General features: G+C 42.3%; 14 protein-coding genes and 1 riboswitch. Of the genes, 5 read left to right on the forward strand and 9 right to left on the reverse strand.

The window, feature by feature from the left end; translation table 11 throughout:
• Nucleotides 1-56: 56 nt before the first annotated feature.
• Together F3059_RS07845 and F3059_RS07850 are read left to right on the forward strand one after the other, a co-directional pair.
• On the forward strand, nucleotides 57-635 hold the full coding sequence (locus F3059_RS07845; protein ID WP_151167954.1) for a hypothetical protein: 579 nt from the start codon (nucleotides 57-59) through the stop codon (nucleotides 633-635).
• A complete protein-coding gene (locus F3059_RS07850; RefSeq protein ID WP_151167957.1) occupies nucleotides 635-1,204 on the forward strand; it encodes a TIR domain-containing protein in 570 nt (189 codons plus the stop codon). Before F3059_RS07845 ends, F3059_RS07850 begins: the two co-directional genes overlap by 1 nt.
• Nucleotides 1,205-1,373: 169 nt before the next feature.
• Here F3059_RS07850 and metF read toward each other — a convergent pair whose 3' ends face one another.
• The 5 genes from metF to F3059_RS07875 form a co-directional block, all read right to left on the reverse strand.
• Nucleotides 1,374-2,330 carry a methylenetetrahydrofolate reductase [NAD(P)H] gene (gene metF, locus F3059_RS07855; RefSeq protein ID WP_151167959.1) on the reverse strand — a complete coding sequence of 319 codons (957 nt, stop codon included), beginning with the start codon at nucleotides 2,328-2,330 and terminating at the stop codon, nucleotides 1,374-1,376.
• Nucleotides 2,331-2,339: 9 nt separating this feature from the next.
• A complete protein-coding gene (gene metH, locus F3059_RS07860) occupies nucleotides 2,340-5,021 on the reverse strand; it encodes a methionine synthase (RefSeq protein WP_151167961.1) in 2,682 nt (893 codons plus the stop codon).
• Entirely contained in the window at nucleotides 5,014-6,024 is a 1,011-nt protein-coding gene (locus F3059_RS07865; protein WP_151167963.1) for a homocysteine S-methyltransferase family protein, read from the reverse strand. Before F3059_RS07865 ends, metH begins: the two co-directional genes overlap by 8 nt.
• A gap of 83 nt (nucleotides 6,025-6,107) precedes the next feature.
• Nucleotides 6,108-6,210, reverse strand: a riboswitch (SAM riboswitch).
• A 60-nt stretch (nucleotides 6,211-6,270) separates the two neighbouring features.
• Complete coding sequence (locus F3059_RS07870; RefSeq protein ID WP_151167965.1) at nucleotides 6,271-8,442, reverse strand: helix-turn-helix domain-containing protein; 2,172 nt, start codon at nucleotides 8,440-8,442, stop codon at nucleotides 6,271-6,273.
• A 383-nt stretch (nucleotides 8,443-8,825) separates the two neighbouring features.
• Nucleotides 8,826-9,059, reverse strand: coding sequence for a hypothetical protein (locus F3059_RS07875; RefSeq protein WP_151167967.1), 234 nt, complete (start codon nucleotides 9,057-9,059; stop codon nucleotides 8,826-8,828).
• A gap of 153 nt (nucleotides 9,060-9,212) precedes the next feature.
• On the opposite strand from F3059_RS07875, the gene F3059_RS07880 reads away from it, so the two are divergent.
• A complete protein-coding gene (locus F3059_RS07880) occupies nucleotides 9,213-10,022 on the forward strand; it encodes a hypothetical protein (protein WP_151167969.1) in 810 nt (269 codons plus the stop codon).
• Nucleotides 10,023-10,024: 2 nt separating this feature from the next.
• On the opposite strand, the gene F3059_RS07885 is transcribed toward F3059_RS07880, so the two are convergent.
• Together F3059_RS07885 and F3059_RS07890 are read right to left on the reverse strand one after the other, a co-directional pair.
• Nucleotides 10,025-10,426 carry an SH3 domain-containing protein gene (locus F3059_RS07885; RefSeq protein ID WP_170265126.1) on the reverse strand — a complete coding sequence of 134 codons (402 nt, stop codon included), beginning with the start codon at nucleotides 10,424-10,426 and terminating at the stop codon, nucleotides 10,025-10,027.
• Nucleotides 10,427-10,616: 190 nt separating this feature from the next.
• On the reverse strand, nucleotides 10,617-12,290 hold the full coding sequence (locus F3059_RS07890; RefSeq protein WP_151167973.1) for a T9SS type A sorting domain-containing protein: 1,674 nt from the start codon (nucleotides 12,288-12,290) through the stop codon (nucleotides 10,617-10,619).
• A gap of 212 nt (nucleotides 12,291-12,502) precedes the next feature.
• Here F3059_RS07890 and F3059_RS07895 point away from each other — a divergent pair, with 212 nt between their 5' ends.
• Both F3059_RS07895 and F3059_RS07900 read left to right on the forward strand, forming a co-directional pair.
• Nucleotides 12,503-14,500, forward strand: a complete 1,998-nt coding sequence (locus F3059_RS07895; RefSeq protein ID WP_151167975.1) for a cation:proton antiporter domain-containing protein — start codon at nucleotides 12,503-12,505, stop codon at nucleotides 14,498-14,500.
• 20 nt (nucleotides 14,501-14,520) lie between these two features.
• The gene (locus F3059_RS07900; protein WP_151167977.1) at nucleotides 14,521-16,644 is read left to right on the forward strand and encodes a Tex family protein; all 2,124 of its coding nucleotides are present in this window, start codon (nucleotides 14,521-14,523) and stop codon (nucleotides 16,642-16,644) included.
• Here F3059_RS07900 and recO read toward each other — a convergent pair.
• Together recO and porZ are read right to left on the reverse strand one after the other, a co-directional pair.
• Nucleotides 16,641-17,360, reverse strand: coding sequence for a DNA repair protein RecO (gene recO, locus F3059_RS07905; RefSeq protein WP_151167979.1), 720 nt, complete (start codon nucleotides 17,358-17,360; stop codon nucleotides 16,641-16,643). The genes F3059_RS07900 and recO overlap by 4 nt on opposite strands.
• A gap of 2 nt (nucleotides 17,361-17,362) precedes the next feature.
• A complete protein-coding gene (gene porZ, locus F3059_RS07910; protein WP_151167981.1) occupies nucleotides 17,363-19,708 on the reverse strand; it encodes a type IX secretion system anionic LPS delivery protein PorZ in 2,346 nt (781 codons plus the stop codon).
• Nucleotides 19,709-19,831 lie beyond the last annotated feature (123 nt).

The raw sequence follows: 19,831 nt of genomic DNA on the forward strand, positions 1-19,831 counted from the left end.
TGCTTCGTAGCGCCCTACGTTTTTTACCCGAGACCGTTGGTGGCAATTTAATAACGATGAGAAACGGATTTATTTACGTTATAACAAAATATGCAGTAAGGTTAGGTTACTATACTAATCTTGTTGAGCTTTTCAAGTGGATTTTTGGTTGTTTGACAAAAGATAGTAAAAGAACTTACAAGAACTTTGCTATTGACATTTTTATAATTCTAAAATGGGTATTTGTCTTGGGTATTTGGATTAAAGGCTATAATTCAAGCTTATTGACAATTTTTACTTTATACCTGATTTGGACAAACCTCTTTACATATTTTTACTATCATTTTTGGAATGCAAAACGGATTGAAGAAATTGAACATGGTCAAAGACGATTTATAAACCTTGTGATAGCATTTTCATTTTCAAATATTTGCTTTGCTTACTTGTACAGTCTACCGTATAAGGAGAACTTCATTATGGACAAAGGTTTTGAAAGTAAGTTTTCATTCTTAATGTATTCAAGCTTTAATTCCTTATTTTCTGACTATAATTTCATTTCATCAGCGGATCAAATAGGCTCTATTTTGACCGCGACCCAGTTAACAATCACATTCGTATTTGTTTCAATATTATTAACTAAAACAATTCCAGAATAATGCCAAACAGAACAGGAACCTACATTGCCTTCGCAGCTGAAGGTGGAAAAAACGTAACAGAAACAGATTTCAGATATTACAACTTACTTAAAGGTTGGGATAAAATGAAGAATAGAGAATTCAAAATAGTAAACTCTCACGATAAGATTAGACTAATTCGGGGTTGGAGTTCAGAGCCTACTATTGTGAGAACTCTTAAAGAAAGAATGAAAGCCAGCAAAAGATTTATGCTTTTAGTAGGTGATAAAACTAAACTTGATGATGACTACATACCATTTGAAATTGAATATGCTGTAAAAAAATGTGGATTACCAGTAATTATTTGCTTTGTTAATGAAAGAAACAGGCTCACTACTAAGACTTATAGAACTGAGCTAGATAAGCTGATACCAAAAACATTAAGAGATTTAATGAAGAATAAAGAAGTTAAAACGATTCACATTCCTTTCAGAGAAAGAATCATGTCAAAAGCATTGGATGATTACGACTTTAACAATATGCCAAATCACTCAAGTGGACTCTATACTGAAAAGGTTTATGACAACTTATACGACAAAGGTGAAATATAAAAAAACTGCCACCAACAATGGGTATAAAACATATGGCAGAGAAGGATTTCAGAAAGGTTCGTTCAATTTTTTTGGTGGTCAAGTAATCGCTCCTAAATCTCGCATTACGCTTATATTTTGACGTTGAGCTCTAAAAACAATAGGCCATTATCTCAGGCATAAGAACCCCCTAAAAAACCTCCCTCGCAATCTTCTGGATATTCTTACTCTTTCCCATAGAATAGTAGTGCAACACCGGGGATCCGTTTTTGATCAACTCTTTGGATTGCTCAATGCACCATTCCACTCCAATTTCCCTGATAGCATCTTTCGACTTTGCTTTGTTGACCTCATCTACAAGAGCATCCGGTAAATCGAGGTGAAAAATTTGCGGGAGTAATGACAATTGTCGCTCCGTTGAGAGCGGCTTCAACCCCGGAATAATTGGCACATCGATTCCCTCTTCGCGGCATTGTCTTTCAAACTCAAAGAACTTCGAATTGTCAAAAAACATTTGCGTCACGATGTATTCCGCCCCGTTTTCAACCTTCTTTTTGAGCCAGTACAGGTCGTTTTTCATGTTGGGAGCCTCAAAATGTTTCTCCGGGTAACCCGCTACACCAATACAAAAATTCGTTGGTGAATTGTACTTGAGGTCCTCGTCCAGATAAACCCCATCATTCAGGTTTTTCACCTGTTCCATCAAGTCAATTGCGTAAGCGTGCCCATTGGGCTCGGGAGTGAATCTCTTTTCAGATTTGATCGGATCTCCGCGCAAAACCAACACGTTGTCAATTCCCAAAAAGTCCAGGTCGATCAACGCATCCTCAGTATCCTGCTTGGTAAAACCTCCGCAAATAATATGCGGCACCGCATCGATCTTGTACTTGTGCATAATCGCTGCGCAAATCCCTACTGTCCCGGGTCTTTTGCGTGTCACGGTTTTTTCCAACAATCCGTTTTTGTGCGTTTTGTACACATATTCTTCGCGGTGATACGTAACATCAACAAAAGGCGGTTTGAACTCCATCAACGGATCAATCGTGCTGTAAATTCCCTCGATGTTTTGACCTTTCAATGGCGGCAAAATCTCAAATGAGAAAAGTGCTTTGCCGTTTGCTTTCTCAATGTGTTCAGTAACTTTCATTCAACTTCTTTATTTATAACTCAGTATTGGTCGGAGCCATTTTTCAGCCTCCTCAATACTCATATTTTTTCTCGATGCATAATCTTCAACCTGGTCTTTGTCGATTTTACCCACGTTGAAATAGCGCGATTCCGGACTCGCAAAATACCAGCCACTCACTGCCGATGACGGATACATCGCCATGCTGTCGGTAAGACTCAGCCCGATGCGTTTTTCCACATCCAGCAGATCAAAAATTTTCAGCTTTTCAGTGTGATCAGGGCAGGCGGGATACCCGGGAGCGGGTCTGATCCCCTGATACTTTTCTTTGATCAACGCATCGTTATTCAGGTTTTCTGACGGAACATATCCCCAGTACTCCTTCCTGATGCGCTCATGAAGCAGCTCTGCACTCGCTTCAGCTAATCGGTCAGCCAGCGCTTTGAGCATGATGTTTTTGTAATCATCATTCTCGCGTTCAAACTGTTCCAGCTTCTTTTCAATTCCGATTCCGGCCGTTACAGCAAATGCGCCCATGTGATCGTTGTGGCCTTTTGGCGCCACGTAATCGGCAAGTGAGCGATTCGGTCTTCCTTTGCGTTGATCCATCTGTTGGCGGATCATCTCAAAACGCTCAATCTCATTGTCATTTTCATCCAAAACAGCCACAGAGTCGGTTTCGCTGTAAGCTCCAAACAGCCCGTAAACAGCTTTCGCCTTGAGCCATTTTTCCTGAATGATGGATTCGAGCATTACCTGCGCGTCATCAAAGAGCTCCTGTGCCTGTTCCCCAACAACCTTGTCTTTGAGGATTCTGGGGAACCTTCCGTAGAGCTCCCACGACTGAAAAAACGGACTCCAGTCGATGTAATTCCGCAGCTCCCTGATCGAAAACTCCATCTCGTAAACCCCTTTTTGTTTTGGGGGACTCACCAATGAATTTTCCCAGTCAACTTTCAATCTATTTTCCTGAGCTACAGAGAACGGAATCAGTTTTTTCGCGCTTTTCTTTTGGTTGTAATCGTCCCTCAGTCGGTCGTATTCTTCTTTTGCTTTTGCGAGGAACTCATCCCTGTCTTTTGACAGCAGTCGCTCCACAAACGTCACAGCCCGCGAGGCATCCAAAACATTGAGCGTTGACCCCGAATAAGCCGGTGAAATTTTCACAGCCGTGTGCGCCTTTGAAGTTGTGGCTCCACCGATCAAAAGAGGCGTTTTAAAGCCATCTTTTTCGAGGTGCTCAGCCACTGTTACCATTTCATCGAGCGATGGCGTTATGAGTCCGCTGAGGCCGATGATATCCACATCGTTCTTTTTCGCTTCCTCGATTATTTTTTCGGTCGGAACCATAACGCCCAAATCGATGATTTCGTAGTTGTTGCAGGCCAAAACGACACCCACAATGTTCTTCCCGATATCGTGCACATCTCCTTTTACGGTTGCCAAAAGAACTTTCCCTTTTCCTTTATCAGACGGGTTTGGGTTTTTGCGTTTTTCCTCTTCGAGATAAGGTTCCAGGTAAGCGACAGCCCGTTTCATTACGCGCGCACTTTTCACAACCTGTGGCAGAAACATTTTTCCGCTACCAAACAAGTCCCCAACCACGTTCATGCCTTTCATGAGCGGACCCTCAATCACTTCGAGCGGCTTGTCTTTTTCCTGCCTGCTCTCTTCCACATCCTCTTCGATGAACTCGGCAATTCCTTTTACGAGAGCGTGCTCAATTCGCTTTTCGAGCGGTAGCGAACGCCATTCGAGGACCTTCTCTTTTGGTGCGCCTTTTTGCTTTACGCTTTGCGCAAAATCTAGCAGCTCCTCTGTTGCGTCTTCTCTGCGGTTGAAAAGTACATCTTCAACCTTTTCAAGGAGTTCGGGGTCGATGTCATCGTAAATCGTGAGTGTTGTGGGATTGACAATTCCCATGTCCATCCCGTTCTTAATCGCGTGATAGAGAAACGCAGAGTGCATCGCTTCGCGCACAGCGTTGTTTCCACGGAAAGAAAACGAGACATTACTCAACCCTCCACTCACGTGCGCTCCCGGCAAATTGGTTCTGATCCAGTTTGCGGCATTGAAAAAATCCACCGCGTAATTGTTGTGTTCCTCGATTCCGGTTCCGACCGGGAAAATATTGGGGTCGAAAATGATGTCGTGCGGATCAAACCCTACTTCGTTGATGAGCAAATCGTAAGACCGCTTGCAGATGGAGATTCTGCGTTCGTATGTATCGGCCTGGCCATCTTCATCAAAAGCCATAACGACCGTTGCAGCTCCGTACTGGCGAATCTTTTTGGCTTGTTCAAGGAAGATCTTTTCACCCTCTTTAAGCGAAATTGAGTTGACTACTCCTCTTCCCTGGATACATTTGAGTCCGGCTTCAATAATTTCCCATTTAGAACTGTCAACCATGATAGGAACGCGAGCGATATCGGGCTCGGCAGCGATGAGATTCAAAAACTTGACTATCGCCTCTTTCCCGTTGAGCATTCCTTCATCCATGTTGACATCGAGGATTTGCGCTCCGCCTTCAACCTGGTTGCGCGCAACCTCAACTGCTTCGTCAAAATTCTCTTCGCGAATGAGTCGCAAAAACTTGCGCGACCCCGTTACATTGCAGCGTTCGCCAACATTAACAAAGTTCGAGTCTTCGCCAGTGATCAATGGCTCTAGACCTGATAAAACGAGTTTTGTCGGGTGGAATTGATTAGCCATTGACTGTTTCCTTTCTTTTTCTAGGTTCGTATTTCGCAGCCGTTTCGGCAATGATTTTTGTATGTTCAGGTGTTGTTCCGCAACATCCGCCAATGATGTTCACCAAATTGTTTTTCAAATACTCTTCGATTTGACCCGCCATCATATCTGGTGTTTGGTCGTATTCGCCAAACTCATTTGGCAAGCCCGCATTGGGGTGAGCACTGGTGTAGAAGTTCGTTTCTTTCGCTACGCGTTCGAGATATGGCTCGAGCTGTTCTGCTCCAAGCGCACAGTTAAACCCAACGCTGAGAAGCGGTGCGTGTGAAACACTGATGAGGAACGCCTCCGGGGTCTGACCGGAAAGTGTTCTACCACTGGCATCGGTAATCGTTCCAGAAACCATAATCGGCCATTTTTGACCTCTTTCTTCAAATACCTGTTCACAGGCAAAAAGAGCGGCTTTCGCATTTAGCGTATCAAAAATGGTTTCGATGAGAAGGATATCGCATCCGCCATCGAGCAAACCGTTGATTTGCTCGCGGTAAGCTTCCTGCAGATCATCGAAGTTGACCGCTCTGTAACCGGGATTGTTAACATCGGGAGAGAGAGATGCCGTGCGGTTTGTTGGTCCCACAGACCCGGCAACAAATCTCGGTTTGTCAGGTGTTTTGGCTGTATATTCATCAGCCGCCTGTTTCGCCAACTTTGCCGACTGGTAATTGAGATCGTGAACCAGTTCTTCCAGTTCGTAATCGGCCTGGGCTATTGATGTACTGCTAAAAGTATTTGTCTCGATGATATCAGCTCCTGCTTCCAGGTAATCGCGATGAATATCGAGAATGATATCGGGCCGTGTGAGGGAAAGCAAGTCGTTGTTTCCCTTTAATGGCGATTCATGATCTTTTAATTGTTCATTCCGAAAGTCATCCTCAGTGAGGTCGTGCTGCTGGATCATCGTTCCCATTGCCCCATCCAGGACGAGGATTCGATCGGCTAAAGATTCTTCTAATTGATTGTGCATAAGTCAATTGCTTTATTTGCATTTGGCTTATCACAAGATGTTGGAAAAACTGGTTGATGTTGAGTAGCCGAAAATCTCTTTTCTGCTCATCTTAACTTCTCTATAGAGAAGAAAGGAATTAGCACCCAGCTAGTCTGGGTTGCTAAGACATCTACGGGCCAGTCCCTCCGTCTTTCTTGATAAGCTCAGCCAAATATATATCAGGTTTTTATACTAGCAATATTGAGACAATAATATCTAGTTTGGTCAGAGCTCTTTTCGTGCTTTCAGAGCCAGTCGGATTTCATCGTAATCGTATTTGCGGTCGAGCTTTTCGCGTGCCTCGGTGAGGTTGTCGAATTTTATATTGTCCAACCCGTGACACAGTTCGTCATAGCGCGACTCTTCGATTAAATCGGTGGGTGGGATGGTTCCGTCTTCAACGCTCTTCACGAGGTGACTGAAAACTGTTCCTTTTGTCAGGTTGCGGTCTCGTGCTATTTCACCGATATCAGTGCCGTTCTGGAACATCCTCAGGCTGATTTTATGGCTGGGTGTTTTGTCTTTCTTTCCGGCTTTCTTCTTCGATCCGGGTTTTGAGTCGATTGATAAATCTGATGGTTTTGGTGTTTTTCCGTCAGCGGCTTTTTCAATGATAACCATTGCCCGGTAGAGCGATTGTTTTTTGCGCTCGGCAAAGTCTAGTAATTCTTCCAGCTCTTTTGAATACTGCTTGAGGCCTTCCTCCTCTTTAACTAACTTACGTTGCGCTTTCAGTTTGTTGATGAGGTCGTTGAGTGCGCTCATCACACCGGGCTTAGCATCGCTGAGAACCGATGCCAGCTGGTTGAGGTTCTGACCGTAAGCTTCTTTCAACTGGGCAATTTGCTTGAGCGGCTTTACTGTTTTGTGATAGAGTTCCTGAACTTCTTTGAACCGCTCATTTGTCCATTCAAAATATTCCTGCTTTTTAGATCGATTAGCCTGCTTGTCAAAAGTGTTGAGGTGATTGCGCCACTGCTTGCCCATGGGGACAACATCGAGCGATGAACCCGCGAGATTTGCCAGGTGATGGAAATGTTCCTTCCCGAGTTGATCTTTCAAAAAGCCTGTTTCCTGCTTCGTGCTTTCAAACTCACCCAGCTTTTCGTGAGCGGGTACGATGTCAGTAGGCATTTTAGATGCGAGGAAAAGTCCGTCAAGCGAAACGAGCCTCGACAACGCCACGTAGAGCTGACCGGGTGCAAACGACTGGTTGAGGTCGAGAATAGCCTTTTCAAATGTGAGTCCCTGGCTCTTGTGAATAGTGATCGCCCATGCTAAACGCAATGGAAATTGCTGAAACGAACCGATTGTTTTTTCCTCAATTTCACCTGATCTCTTGCTGGATCTGAACCGCTTGTTTTCCCACGTATTGGGCTCGAGTTCCACTACTTCACCATCCTCGCAGGAAACGGTAATGCAATTATCATCGATGTCTTCAACTGTCCCTATTTTACCGTTGAAAAAGCGTTTTTCGGGATCGTTTCGCACAAACATGACGCGAGCACCGGTTTTGAGCTCCAAAACGGGCGGAATCGGGTACATGGATTCGGGAAAGTCACCTGTTACAATCGCCTCAAAACTCCTGCGTTTGCCTTTGAGTTTGTTGAGTTCGCGCTCGTTCACTTCATCGGCAATGCGGTTGTGGGTAGTGAGGTGAATAATTTTTTCTTTTTGCAGCTTATCGGCCGGGGCTACTTTTTCGTTCAGAGCCCTGCGATCCTCGGGCGTTAGTTCGTTGTCGCGAACGCGGTTGAGGAGTTCGAGGAATCTTTGATCTGATTGTCGATAAACTTTATCCAGCTCAATGTAAACCAAATCGGTTTGAGACATGACATTGGACGAGAAAAAGAACGGACTCTCGTAATACGAGTCGATGAGTGCTTTCTCTGATCGTTTCACAACCGGAGACAGTTGACTCATATCGCCAATGAACAACATTTGAACTCCGCCAAACGGCTGCGTATTTCTTCGCACTTTTTGCAAAACGAGGTTGATACAATCGAGCATATCGGCTCTAAGCATACTCACCTCATCGATAACGAGCAGCTCCATTTCGCGGATCAATCTGCGCTTGGCACTGTTCATTTTGAGCTGGCGCGTAACCGTTTGGGGCGTATTGACCTTTTCTGAGACGGCCATTTGATTGGGATAATCATCAGGCGCAAATACGCCAAAAGGTAAGTGAAAAAGAGAGTGTAGTGTGACGCCTCCGGCATTGATGGCGGCTACCCCGGTAGGTGCAGCCACGACATTTTTCTTGTAGGTCGTTGCCAGTAAATGCTTGAGCAGAGTCGTTTTTCCTGTTCCGGCCTTGCCGGTCAAAAAGATGTTTTTGCCTGTTTTATTGACGTATTCCATCAATAACTCGGCATTTTGGGTTAGGGTTATCGACATAATATGTGGGTTTTCATTAGGCAATCGGCTAAATTAAGGAAAGCTAATGAGAAATGGGGTGAGGCTAAAGAGTGAAAGTTGAAAACGTTATAATTTTATCCTGGATGGATTCTGACGATTATCCCAAAATAGCAACAATTCAATATGGCTTGATTTTATTCGATAAAATAGACTCACTTGTTTTACAACAACACAACGATGTATATTGCGTTTAACATCAACTACAGGACACATAAGTGGACTTCTACTAAGGTGGTCGACTTTATCATCTACTCTTGTAATAAACTAGCGAATTTCATTTTTACCCCAGTTTTCTTCCAGATAATCAATCTGATTAGCAAAAGATCTTTTAGCAGTAATCGTCCATTTTACACTAAGAGGCATTAAAGATGCTTTTTACGATAATCCTTAATAACAGACTCATGATCCTCCAACTTCCCTTCTTCGCCTTCAGCAACAGATTGATCAATAACTTCTTTAACTTCATAAGGAAGGCTTTCCCAATAAGCTTTGCCGTCTAAAATCGATTCAACTTGTTTTAAAAGCTCCTGGTCTTCAGTTTTCACGAGCTTTTCGATTAATCGATATTTTATGTTAATTGCAGATCCTTGTTTCATTGCGTTTGTTCTTGTGCGAAATAAATATAACGATTTTATCTTATCTATGGTTTAATATACTTTTTTTACGATATGCTATCGTGAATGTGCGGTAGCGATGGTGAGTAGCAAAAATGGTATATTAGTTGAGAGTTAAGAGTGAAAAGACAAGTAATGCCCGAAATCAGACAAAATCGCCTAATCCCTGTTGAAAACCGTATTATCAAGCTGGCTCATTTAAAAGAACTAGCTGAGATTCTGGAAAAAGAGTATAAACTGGCATCAAAGGACAACCCCAATGCTGATCTTCTTTTTTCTGTGAAGTGCTTCGAACCTTCTTCTTATGAAGATGAAGGTTATGAAAGTGAAGGAAGCGATATCTTTAATGAAGATTCGATTATCAACAAGAAAAGAATTCGGTCTGTTACAATGACATTTAAAGACGGAAAACGAAAAGGTGTTGTAATCAGACTCAACCATGGTTGGAAAATTATCGATGATGAACATTATACCGATAGTGATATTGAAGTCACAGGCAGTGATCAATTTTGGGTAAGTGGCACGATAGATCATCTGCTAAACCTTATTAAGTCAATGCCCCCACAACAGTCTTTTTTATTAAATAATTCTTTCGAAATTAAGTTAGGGTTTATTTTACTCACAATCATAGGGTTCGGGTTTGGACTAAACATATTTGATGATGACCCAAGTAAGGGGTTTCTTCCTTTTTGGCAACAAGCTTTTTCTTCCATTGACTCATTTTTTCCACATGTATTTCTTATTAGCCTCCTTTCGTTCATGTTTTATCTGTTTTTTTCTAAATCAGTAATGTCAAGAATCTATGATTTATGGCCAACCATTGAATTACAAGTTGGCCCTGAACACACTTATATTGAAAAGCGGAGAAGAAACTTTCTACTATATTTTTCCTCCACTATCCTTATCCCTGTTATTTTAGCAATAATTGCTGCTTTTATAAGCTAGTATTAATTCACAATACGAACGTTTTGTTTGGTCTTTGTCTTCCAATACCGAACTCCACCATGATGAGAACAGGCTCCTCTACCAGTAGCCGTACTCGAAGAACCATCTTTACAAACTGCACCAGTTCTAACCTGGTAAGTACTGACGACAGCCTCACCTTCTTTGATATAATCAGCATAAACATAGCCTTCCTGGTTATCAAAGACGACTTTTGACCAGTTATCATTCGTTTCAACTACTTCCAGATTATCATACCTATCCAGTTTCGTAATGACTTCTGAACTGGTGTTTGGCTCACTTCTAACATTTAAAGAACTACCAGAAACATAATGGGGCCCTTCTTGAGCAAATAGGTTTACAGACCCAAATAATACAAATAGCAATAAATAAAACAGCTTTTTCATAGGATTAGATTTTAACTTGTTAACACTAAGAATTTCCGCTCTAAAGTAATTCATCCTTTCATTAAACACAATGTTTCGAGTGCAACATATACCACTATCATACAGCAACCTAAATTGATTCATAAGCTATTAGTTAACAAAAAAGGCCCTTCCTCGCGGAAGAGCCTCTCTCTTTACAGGTTATGAAACGTTATTTTTTGATGAGCTTCTTTGTTACAACGGCTCCTTCAAAGTTAAGTCGAAGAATATAAGCCCCTTCTGGTAAAGGTTGAAGATCGATTCTGGAAACGTTGCCCTCGATTGAAAGCACCCTGCTACCTGTAATGGAAAAAATCTCAGCTCTCTTCACCGTTTTATCGGTTGAGATGAAAACTTCATCTTTAGTCGGATTCGGATAGATGCTTACTGAGTTATTTTCAAGTTCATCTGAAATCCCTGTAATGGTGATTTGCTCACAACTCGTTGTCACAGTTGTACAACCGTAAGTGATTTCGCAAGCGTAACTCCCCGATTGTGTGGCAGTAAACGATTGACCTGTTTCTCCGCTAATGGGAGAATTATCGGAACAATCAATCCACTGGTACTGAGCGTTGTTCTGATTTGCTGTGATTGTAGTGCCGCTTACTGAAGTTGAGGCATCAGCTTGTGTAGAGCACAGTTCGAAAGGTCCAAGGTCAATCGTTCCGTTGAAACGATCGATTCCGTTGAGGTCTTTATTAGGAATATGATCTGATATACCGGCTGTGTCTCCAGCATCGATACCGGCTGAACCCGCAACCAGTTTGAAATCGTGATTAGCAGAATCTGCAAACTGCGGATATGAATCTACACCCTGTTCAATACAATTGCTTTTCGTGATAACCGAGTTTGAGTTGATTTTGTGAATGTGCGTATTACTGTTCGTTGTCCAAAAAACACTGTTGTGAATATCGTAATCAACAATGTTCGAGTTAATAGAGCAGCCTACACCTGCCCTTGAGTAGTTGTTAGCAAATGTTGAATTGATGATCAGAACCGGTTCTGAAATATTGTACGAATGAATTGCCGCACCACCGTATTGAGTACTAAATGATTTGTTATTGTTGAATAAACAGTTTGACAAAACATGTTTACCATTGGCAAGGATGTTATTCAAAGTAACCGCTCCTCCATAACTCGCTGACTGATTGAAGGAAAATTGCGTATTGTAAATTTTCATATCACAATAGGATGCATAAAATGCTCCGCCTTCACTAGCAGTATTGTTTCTAAACACACAACCTCTAAACTCAATACTTGAATTGCTAAAAGAGCTGCCTCCGTTTGACGCAGTTTCGTTATTTTGAATAGTTGTGTTTAGAACCTTAACACCTATTGTGCTGGTAATAAACAAGCCGTCTCCCCCAAATGGATCACTGGAAGAAGTATAACACTCTTCAACTGTAATACCATCGATCAAACTGCTATCTGCGTCTCTTAAAACCAAAACCTGGTAGCAGTTATCAGTCTTATCAGTTGAGCTCCCTATATTTCCCGATAATATCACCGGGTTTGATTCGTGGTCTCGATTTTCCAGATCCGTTTCATTTCCCTCGTAGCCGCCCAAAAGAGTAATTGTTTTAGCGTTGATTCTAAACTGCTTTTCTCTTGGATCGGTTGGGTTTGTATCCCCTGACATATCTGCCTGTGGATAATAAGTGCCTGCGGCTACACAAATAGTGTCAAAAGAAGCGGCATTTGATATAGCATCGTGTAAATCTGAATAGGCGTTTGACCAAGTTGTTCCGTCATTGCTACCTGATGCATTAGCGTTCACATAAATAACAGCTGAAAAGGAACTAAGGGTCATGAACGACAACACAATACCGAGTAATGTTTTTTTCATAGCGAATAAATTTTCAAATGATTTACCGCTAAAGTAAACTGACCTTACACTGTATTATTTGACGAGTTTGTGAGGGTTTGATATGAGCTGCTGAAGCTTATTGAATTGCAGGTTTTTAATCTTTGTTTTAAAAGAGCTTTTATTGATTTATACTTTCCCGATACTCACGAAACGCGCAGTTGTATTAGCTTTGAATTGCCAAAACAAACTCAATGGAAATACCTATTCTGCAGGACATCCTCATCATTTTTGCTCTATCGGTATTTGTTGTACTGGTATTTCACAGGCTAAAACTGCCCTCAGTACTGGGTTTTTTAGCGACCGGAATTATAGCCGGACCAAACGGCCTCAGCCTCGTAAAAGCAACGCACGAGGTTGAAGTCCTCTCTGAAATCGGTGTGATTCTCTTGCTTTTTGTCATTGGGATTGAGTTTTCTCTCAAACAGCTTGCCTCTATTAAAAAGACGGTCTTCTTTGGCGGTGGTATTCAGGTGGGTCTTACGATCATCGTTACTGCGCTGGTTTTTATTCTGCTCGATTTTTCATGGTCAGAGGCCGTTTTTACCGGGTTCCTCTTTTCGTTGAGTAGTACGGCTATCGTGCTCAAGCTACTGGCCGAGCGCAATGAAATTAATCTCCCGCACGGCAGAATGTCATTGGGTGTGCTCATCTTTCAGGATGTTATTGTTGTTCCTATGATGTTGTTCACACCTATCATAGCGGGCAACACTGCCGATGTCACAACTGCATTGCTCAACCTTCTTGTGAAATCACTTATCGTATTGGCTGTAACGTACATCGGTGCACGATACATAATTCCAAAACTTTTACACGAGGTAGCGCGAACAAAAAGTAAAGAGCTCTTCCTTCTCACAACAGTTGTCATTTGTGTCGCTGTTGCGTGGACCACCTCACAGGCCGGGCTATCACTTGCACTCGGAGCTTTCCTTGCCGGGCTCATCATTTCAGAATCAGATTACAGTCACCAGGCTACAAGTATAATCCTGCCATTCAGGGAACTTTTTACCAGCTTGTTTTTCGTGTCGATCGGGATGCTGCTGAACATCAGCTTTTTCCTCGATCACGTTGGTTTGATTTTGGTTCTGACCGTAATGGTAATCATTACCAAAGCAGTCATTGCCGGCTTCGCAGCGAGAGTCTTGAATTATAGCCCAAGGACGGTTTTCCTCACCGGACTCACTCTTTTCCAGGTTGGGGAATTTGCTTTTATCCTCTCAGAATTCGGGATTTCAAACGGGTTGCTCAGCGAAACCAACTACCAATATTTCCTTTCGGTTTCAATCGCTTCAATGGCTATTACGCCTGTAGCGATTATGAATGGCCAAAGACTATCAGCTCTGTTCATGGGTACGCAGTTCAGGAAACGCGTAATGAACTGGCAAACAGCAGCTCAAAAGCAAAAGCGCAAAGATCCTGTTGACGAAGGATTATCTGATCATCTCATAATTATCGGTTTTGGTGTGAATGGTAAAAACGTTGCGCGAGCTGCTAAATACGCTAAAATCCCATACATCATCATCGAATTCAATGCTGATGTCGTTCAGGAAGAGCAAGATAAGGGAGAGCCAATTTTGTACGGAGATGCTTCACACGATCACATCCTGAAACATTGCCACGTACAAGAGGCAAGAGTTGTAGTTGTTGCCATTTCAGACTCACAGGCGATTAAAGGAATTACATCGGCAATAAGGAATATTTCTCAGCAGGTTCATCTCATTATCAGAACCCGCTATGTGAAAGACATCGATTCGCTCATTCAATTAGGAGCTGATGAGGTAATTCCGGAAGAATTTGAAACGAGCATCGAGATTTTCTCCCGCGTCATGCATCGCTTCCTGGTTCCGATCGATAATATTGATACGATGATCAACACGATCAGATCCGATAACTACGAAATGTTCAGACCCAAAACGCACCTCAAAGCAAACTCCGGTGATGTATTGCCGAGGCTCAACATCGAGTGTGTTCGTGTTTCGCGTGAAGGCGGTTTAGTTGAAGGGAAAACGGTTGAAAGTGCTGAGGTTCGCAAGGCGTTTGGAGTTTCAATCATCGCGCTGATGCGCAAAAACGAATTGAGGTCGAGCATAAAACCATCGACCAAAATCAAGCGAGACGATCTCCTCTACATTACGGGAAATAAGAAAAATATTGAACGCTTTATCGAAGCTGTTTCACTGCCTAAGGTTTAATTTCAAAACAAGTTCTTTTTATGTCAATCATTTCGGCAATTAGCCAAATCACAAATATTCCGGAAAACCAGGTTAAAAAGACGCTCGCCCTTTTTGATGACGGAGCTACAATTCCGTTTGTGGCACGATACAGGAAAGAAGTCACTGGCGGACTTGACGAAACGCAACTGGAAAAGATTGTCAATGAGCACGAGCGCATCCAAAACTTTGAAAAGCGCAGGAAGTACATCCTGGAAACATTGGCTGAGAAAGAGGTTCTGACCGATGAACTGAAAAAAGAAATCGAGTCGGCACAAACTGAGCAGGAACTCGAGGACCTCTACCTTCCCTACAAAACGAAACGAGCCACTAAAGCTGAGAAAGCACGAAAAGCCGGACTTGAACCGCTGGCTAAAATGATGATGGCACAACGCGACCCTGATCTTGAAAATAAGGCACAGCGTTTTGTGAATGATCAATTTGAAAGTGTCGATGATGCACTTCAGGGAGCGCGAGATATTGTGGCGGAATGGATGAGTGAAAACTCGATCGTCCGCCAGCGATTGCGCGAGATGTTTAAAAAGTTTGCCCGTATAGAATCGAAAGTCGTGAAGTCAAAGAAAGAGGAAGCTGAACGATACCGCGATTATTGGGATATGCAACAAACGCTTTCTAAAATTCCATCTCACCGTTTACTCGCGATGCGCAGAGGTGAAAACGAAGACTTCCTCCGCGTAAAGATTGAAATCGATGAAGACCGGGCCCAGCAATTCATGGAGCGGTTTTTTGTCAAGCGCGACTCTGCTTGTCGTGAAGAAATTGAACTCGTAATTAAAGATGCTTATAAAAGACTTTTAAAACCTTCGCTGGAAAATGAGTTTGCCGCAAAATCAAAAGAAAAAGCTGATCAACAGGCAATCAATATTTTCAAGACCAACCTTCAGCAGCTTTTGCTCACTGCTCCGGTTGGTGAAAAAAGGACACTTGCCATCGATCCCGGTTTCAGAACCGGATGTAAACTCGTGTGTATCGATGAGCACGGAGATTTACTCCACAACGAAACCATTTATCCGCATCCGCCACAAAACGAAAAAGGACGGGCAAAATCGAAAATCAATCAGCTCGTCAACACTTTCAAAATCGATGCGATTGCCATAGGTAACGGAACAGCAGGAAGAGAAACTGAAATTCTGATCAAAGGCGTTCGGTTTGAAAAAGATGTAGAAGTATTTGTAGTGAATGAAGCGGGAGCTTCGGTCTATTCGGCCAGTTCAATTGCCAGGAAAGAATTTCCAAAGTACGATGTGACTGTTCGTGGTGCTGTGAGCATAGGGCGAAGGTTACAGGATCCGCTTGCAGAATTGGTGAAAATCGACCCAAAGTCAATTGGCGTGGGACAATATCAACACGATGTGGACCAAAAAATGCTTCAGTCTGCACTGGATCAAACGGTTATCAACACTGTGAATCAGGTTGGTGTGGAATTGAATACTGCGAGTGAGTACTTGTTGCAGTACGTGAGCGGACTCAACAAAGGGAGCGCTCAAAAGATCGTAACACACCGAAGCAAAATAAACGGTTTTAAGAGTCGAAAAGAGCTTTTGGAGGTAAGTGGGCTCGGACCAAAAGCATTCCAACAATGTGCGGGCTTTTTACGCATTAGAAATGGAGAAAATGTTCTTGATAACACGGCAGTCCATCCAGAGAGTTACGACATCGTAAAAAAGATGGCGAAAAGCTTATCGATCAGAACCGAAGAGCTCGCTGGTAACCGCGAACTTTTGGAAAAACTGGATCTGACCAATTTTGTCAATGAAGAAGTTGGATTGCCTACATTAAAAGACATCGTGGAAGAGCTCAAAAAGCCGGGAAGGGATCCGCGCAAAAAAGCCAAAATGTTCGAGTTCGATAAGTCGCTCAAGTCGATTGAAAGTGTTGAAGAAGGAATGATTGTGCCTGGAATTGTCACCAACCTCACGAATTTTGGTGCTTTTGTGGATATCGGCATCAAGCAAAACGGGTTGATTCATGTGAGTGAAATCGCAAATGAATTTGTCGATGATCCCACCCAACATTTACACCTCGATCAACAAGTTAGAGTGAAAATAATCGGTGTTGATGTGGAGAGAAAACGGATTGCCTGTTCGTTGAAGCAAGTCGACTAAAGCGTATCCATTACTTCCTGTAAAACCGTTTTCGATTTTATCTCGCGGACTCCTTCTAAATGGAGCTGATAATACATGATCAACTGGTCCAGCAATATTTGCCTGGTTTGCCGGTTGAGTTTTAATTCATGCATGTCTTCAAAACTCGTTGACAAAAGATATTTCACCGCATCGCCATACTCTTTATCAACAGAATACTGACCTGTATTTTCGTGCGTGAAATTCCCATTGAGCAAATCAAAGTAATGGTCAGATCCGGTCTCAGGCATTATTCCCAAAAACCGCGTGATGTGCCAACCGGCAAACAAGTGAAAATTAGAAACGCCTTCGTCAGATCCGTCAAACCAAACGAGGTGAATACGCAGCCAATCGAACAGATCAATGTGAGGGTCTGACTCGTGAAGGCTTTTGTACAAAAGCTCTGCTAAAAAAATAGCCTGTGATGATTTGAGAAAATCGTATGGAATACTCGAATATGTTGTGGATAGCGAGCAGGTATTTGCGCGGTGCATATTCGCATTTTCCTTGTATCTGAAGGTTATTTCAACGAGCGATAACGGCTGAAAAAGGTTTGCTTTTGTTTTTGCTTTTTTCTTTCGAACACCCTGAACGAGAAAAGACTTCAATCCTAAATCACGCGTAAAAACTCTAACGATAATACTCGATTCACTGTACTGAATTCGGTTGATGACAAATCCGAGCTGTTTTGTGATCATGTTTAGCGATTGATCAAAATCTTGGTTGCTGCTGCTTCCAATCCTTCTGAGTCTGATGCGAAAACCAGGTAAACGCCAGCCGGTACCGGACTACCATTCATGTTTTTACCATTCCAAATTGCCTGTCCGCCATCAGCATAAGTATCGAAAACGAGATTTCCGTTGATATCAGTAATCTTCACGGCTGAGTTTGGCGCCAGCCCTTTTATGGCAATGTTTCCGGTAAATCCGGGACTTACGGGGTTCGGATAGGCGTAAACATCCTGATACAGCGGATCGCCTTCAGTAGCTGTTCCTTTGTAAGCCACAACTCCTTCTCCGGTTGCGATCATCACTTCACCGTTGAATGGGTTTACTCCAATATCTACGATTTCATTGGAGATGAGCGGACTATTTTCTTTTGTGAAATGGAAAATTTCTTCGCTTCCGTCTTCACTCATGAGGAAAACTCCTGAGCTCTGTGTTCCAAACCATTTTCTGTTAGCTCCATCGACAGCAATTGTGGTAACAACCTCTGTTTCGAGAAGGTAATTTGTGACACCATCTACCTCTACGAATATTCGCTGAGCATCAAAGTTTACTCCCTGTTCAAAAACACTTCCCGGAGAATAGAAAACCACAACACCCTGATCTGTTCCAACCCAAATTCGACCTTCCAGATCTTCTTCCATCGAATAAACATTGGTGGTAGGTAATCCTCCGTTTCCACCGGCCGAATTGAGAATTTTGGCGCGATCATCCTGAGTTTGAAGTGGAGTTCCATTATCATCAAAAACGAGAATTCCCTTTCCTTTATTCGGTAAGAGCATCCACTTGTAACCGCTTTGTGTAGCTATAATATCTCCTGATGAAGCCTCAGCATCGAGGTATTCACTCAGATTGAAACTTCTGAACTCCCCATCCGGGGTTCTGACAGCAACTCCAAATTGGGTAATACTATTTGAAATCCACAGATTTCCCTGTTCGTCAAAATCGAGCCCGTTAATTCGAACATCTGTTCCTGCTGAATCATCAACTCCGGTAACGTTTTTTAATAGGCTATTATCATTGTCGTAAATATCTATGAGGTCCTGATTCTCAAACTCTAAAATACCTGATCCGATGGTTCCGACATAAAAATGTGATTCATCCATTGGATCAACTGCCAGAGAAATGTAATCAAATACGTTTACTAACCTATCATCATCGAGATAGCTGTATTTACTCCAATCGCCACGGTTGCTGAGAAAATAAACGCCTTCTCTCAGATATTCATTTCCCAGTCCGCGGTTTGTAGCTCCTGATGCTACATATGTTTGCTCATTTCCAAATGCAAACTCATTGGCGTTGTTAGTTGGTGGTCCTTCGAGCAAATACCGATCAAAGCCTTCAAGATTACTTACTTTAATCACACCTTGCTGATTATCAGCTATCCAGTGTGTATTTTCACCGTCTTTGACAATTGCTCTCGGTTGTGCTCTTTGGTCTGTATAGTACTGGAAAATCGTTTGTTTTACCTGAAAGTTTTGATCGACAATCACGACATCACCGTTTCTTGAAAGAAAGAGTTCCTCTGGATAAGCTGTTATATCAAAGAAGTTGGATTCATCGAGAAACTCTGGCGAAAACCAACCGGTATCAGATTGAATTAAGATAGAATCTGCAGCGAATTTATCACTCGGTATGTTGAGTATTAACTTGTTTTGGAAAATTTCCACAAATTCATATTCAGCATTAGGGTCAGGATCGTAAGATGGTTTTTCCCATGCTATGTAGTAACTTATGTTTGGATCTGACAGTGATGCTTTATAGAGTCCTTCTTCAGTGGCAGCAAAAATGGTATCTCCTTTAAACGCAACATCAAATACCGCTAGATCTCCGTCCTGGTTGAGTCTGAAAGTTTCTGATACTTCTCGCCTTGAAATATCGTATTGGACAATACCAAAAGTAGTTGTCAAATAAGCGAATTGCTCGTTACATTGAATATTGGTAATGCGTTTATCTCCGGCAATATTTGCTCTTTCAATATCCTGTATTGAATAGATTCTGCTCTCTGTAATGAGATCAAATATTCCATTGTCGTAACCGACTATTGCGGTATTCGTGTTCTTATCGTAACCGAGGGCTGTTATGCCAACTTCAGATAAACCGTTTAATGCGCTCAATCTTCGAGCCGAATTATCACGCTTATCAATTTCAACAAGTGAAAATGGAGTTGCCGCATAAACTTTGTTTTTTGCAGCCACAACTTTAAAAGTTGATTTATAAGGTAGATAATCAATCCAGGTTCCAACTGAGTTTCCAGATTGACCAAAAACAGAGTTGGAGAAAATTGTGATGGTCAGAACCAAATATAACAGGTATTTCATAGCAGCAATATTAACCCTGAATTGTCATTTTTATTGTAAAAAACTCAAACAAGTATATTTAATCATCGCAATATGTTTGTAATCAGTAATAAAAATTAACTTTTTACAAATTATCCGTTTTAA

Source organism: Salibacter halophilus (genome assembly GCF_008806325.1).
GTDB classification, from domain to species: domain Bacteria; phylum Bacteroidota; class Bacteroidia; order Flavobacteriales_G; family Salibacteraceae; genus Salibacter; species Salibacter halophilus.

Bases quoted from the DNA above. Each gene is read 5' to 3' on its own strand.
- F3059_RS07900 (WP_151167977.1), top strand. From the start codon at position 14,521: ATGTCAATCATTTCGGCAATTAGCCAAATCACAAATATTCCGGAAAAC.
- F3059_RS07895 (WP_151167975.1), top strand. From the start codon at position 12,503: ATGGAAATACCTATTCTGCAGGACATCCTCATCATTTTTGCTCTATCG.
- metF (WP_151167959.1), bottom strand. From the start codon at position 2,330: ATGAAAGTTACTGAACACATTGAGAAAGCAAACGGCAAAGCACTTTTC.
- porZ (WP_151167981.1), bottom strand. From the start codon at position 19,708: ATGAAATACCTGTTATATTTGGTTCTGACCATCACAATTTTCTCCAAC.
- recO (WP_151167979.1), bottom strand. From the start codon at position 17,360: ATGATCACAAAACAGCTCGGATTTGTCATCAACCGAATTCAGTACAGT.
- F3059_RS07865 (WP_151167963.1), bottom strand. From the start codon at position 6,024: ATGCACAATCAATTAGAAGAATCTTTAGCCGATCGAATCCTCGTCCTG.
- F3059_RS07890 (WP_151167973.1), bottom strand. From the start codon at position 12,290: ATGAAAAAAACATTACTCGGTATTGTGTTGTCGTTCATGACCCTTAGT.
- F3059_RS07880 (WP_151167969.1), top strand. From the start codon at position 9,213: ATGCCCGAAATCAGACAAAATCGCCTAATCCCTGTTGAAAACCGTATT.
- F3059_RS07885 (WP_170265126.1), bottom strand. From the start codon at position 10,426: ATGAAAAAGCTGTTTTATTTATTGCTATTTGTATTATTTGGGTCTGTA.
- F3059_RS07870 (WP_151167965.1), bottom strand. From the start codon at position 8,442: ATGTCGATAACCCTAACCCAAAATGCCGAGTTATTGATGGAATACGTC.
- F3059_RS07850 (WP_151167957.1), top strand. From the start codon at position 635: ATGCCAAACAGAACAGGAACCTACATTGCCTTCGCAGCTGAAGGTGGA.
- F3059_RS07845 (WP_151167954.1), top strand. From the start codon at position 57: ATGAGAAACGGATTTATTTACGTTATAACAAAATATGCAGTAAGGTTA.
- F3059_RS07875 (WP_151167967.1), bottom strand. From the start codon at position 9,059: ATGAAACAAGGATCTGCAATTAACATAAAATATCGATTAATCGAAAAG.
- metH (WP_151167961.1), bottom strand. From the start codon at position 5,021: ATGGCTAATCAATTCCACCCGACAAAACTCGTTTTATCAGGTCTAGAG.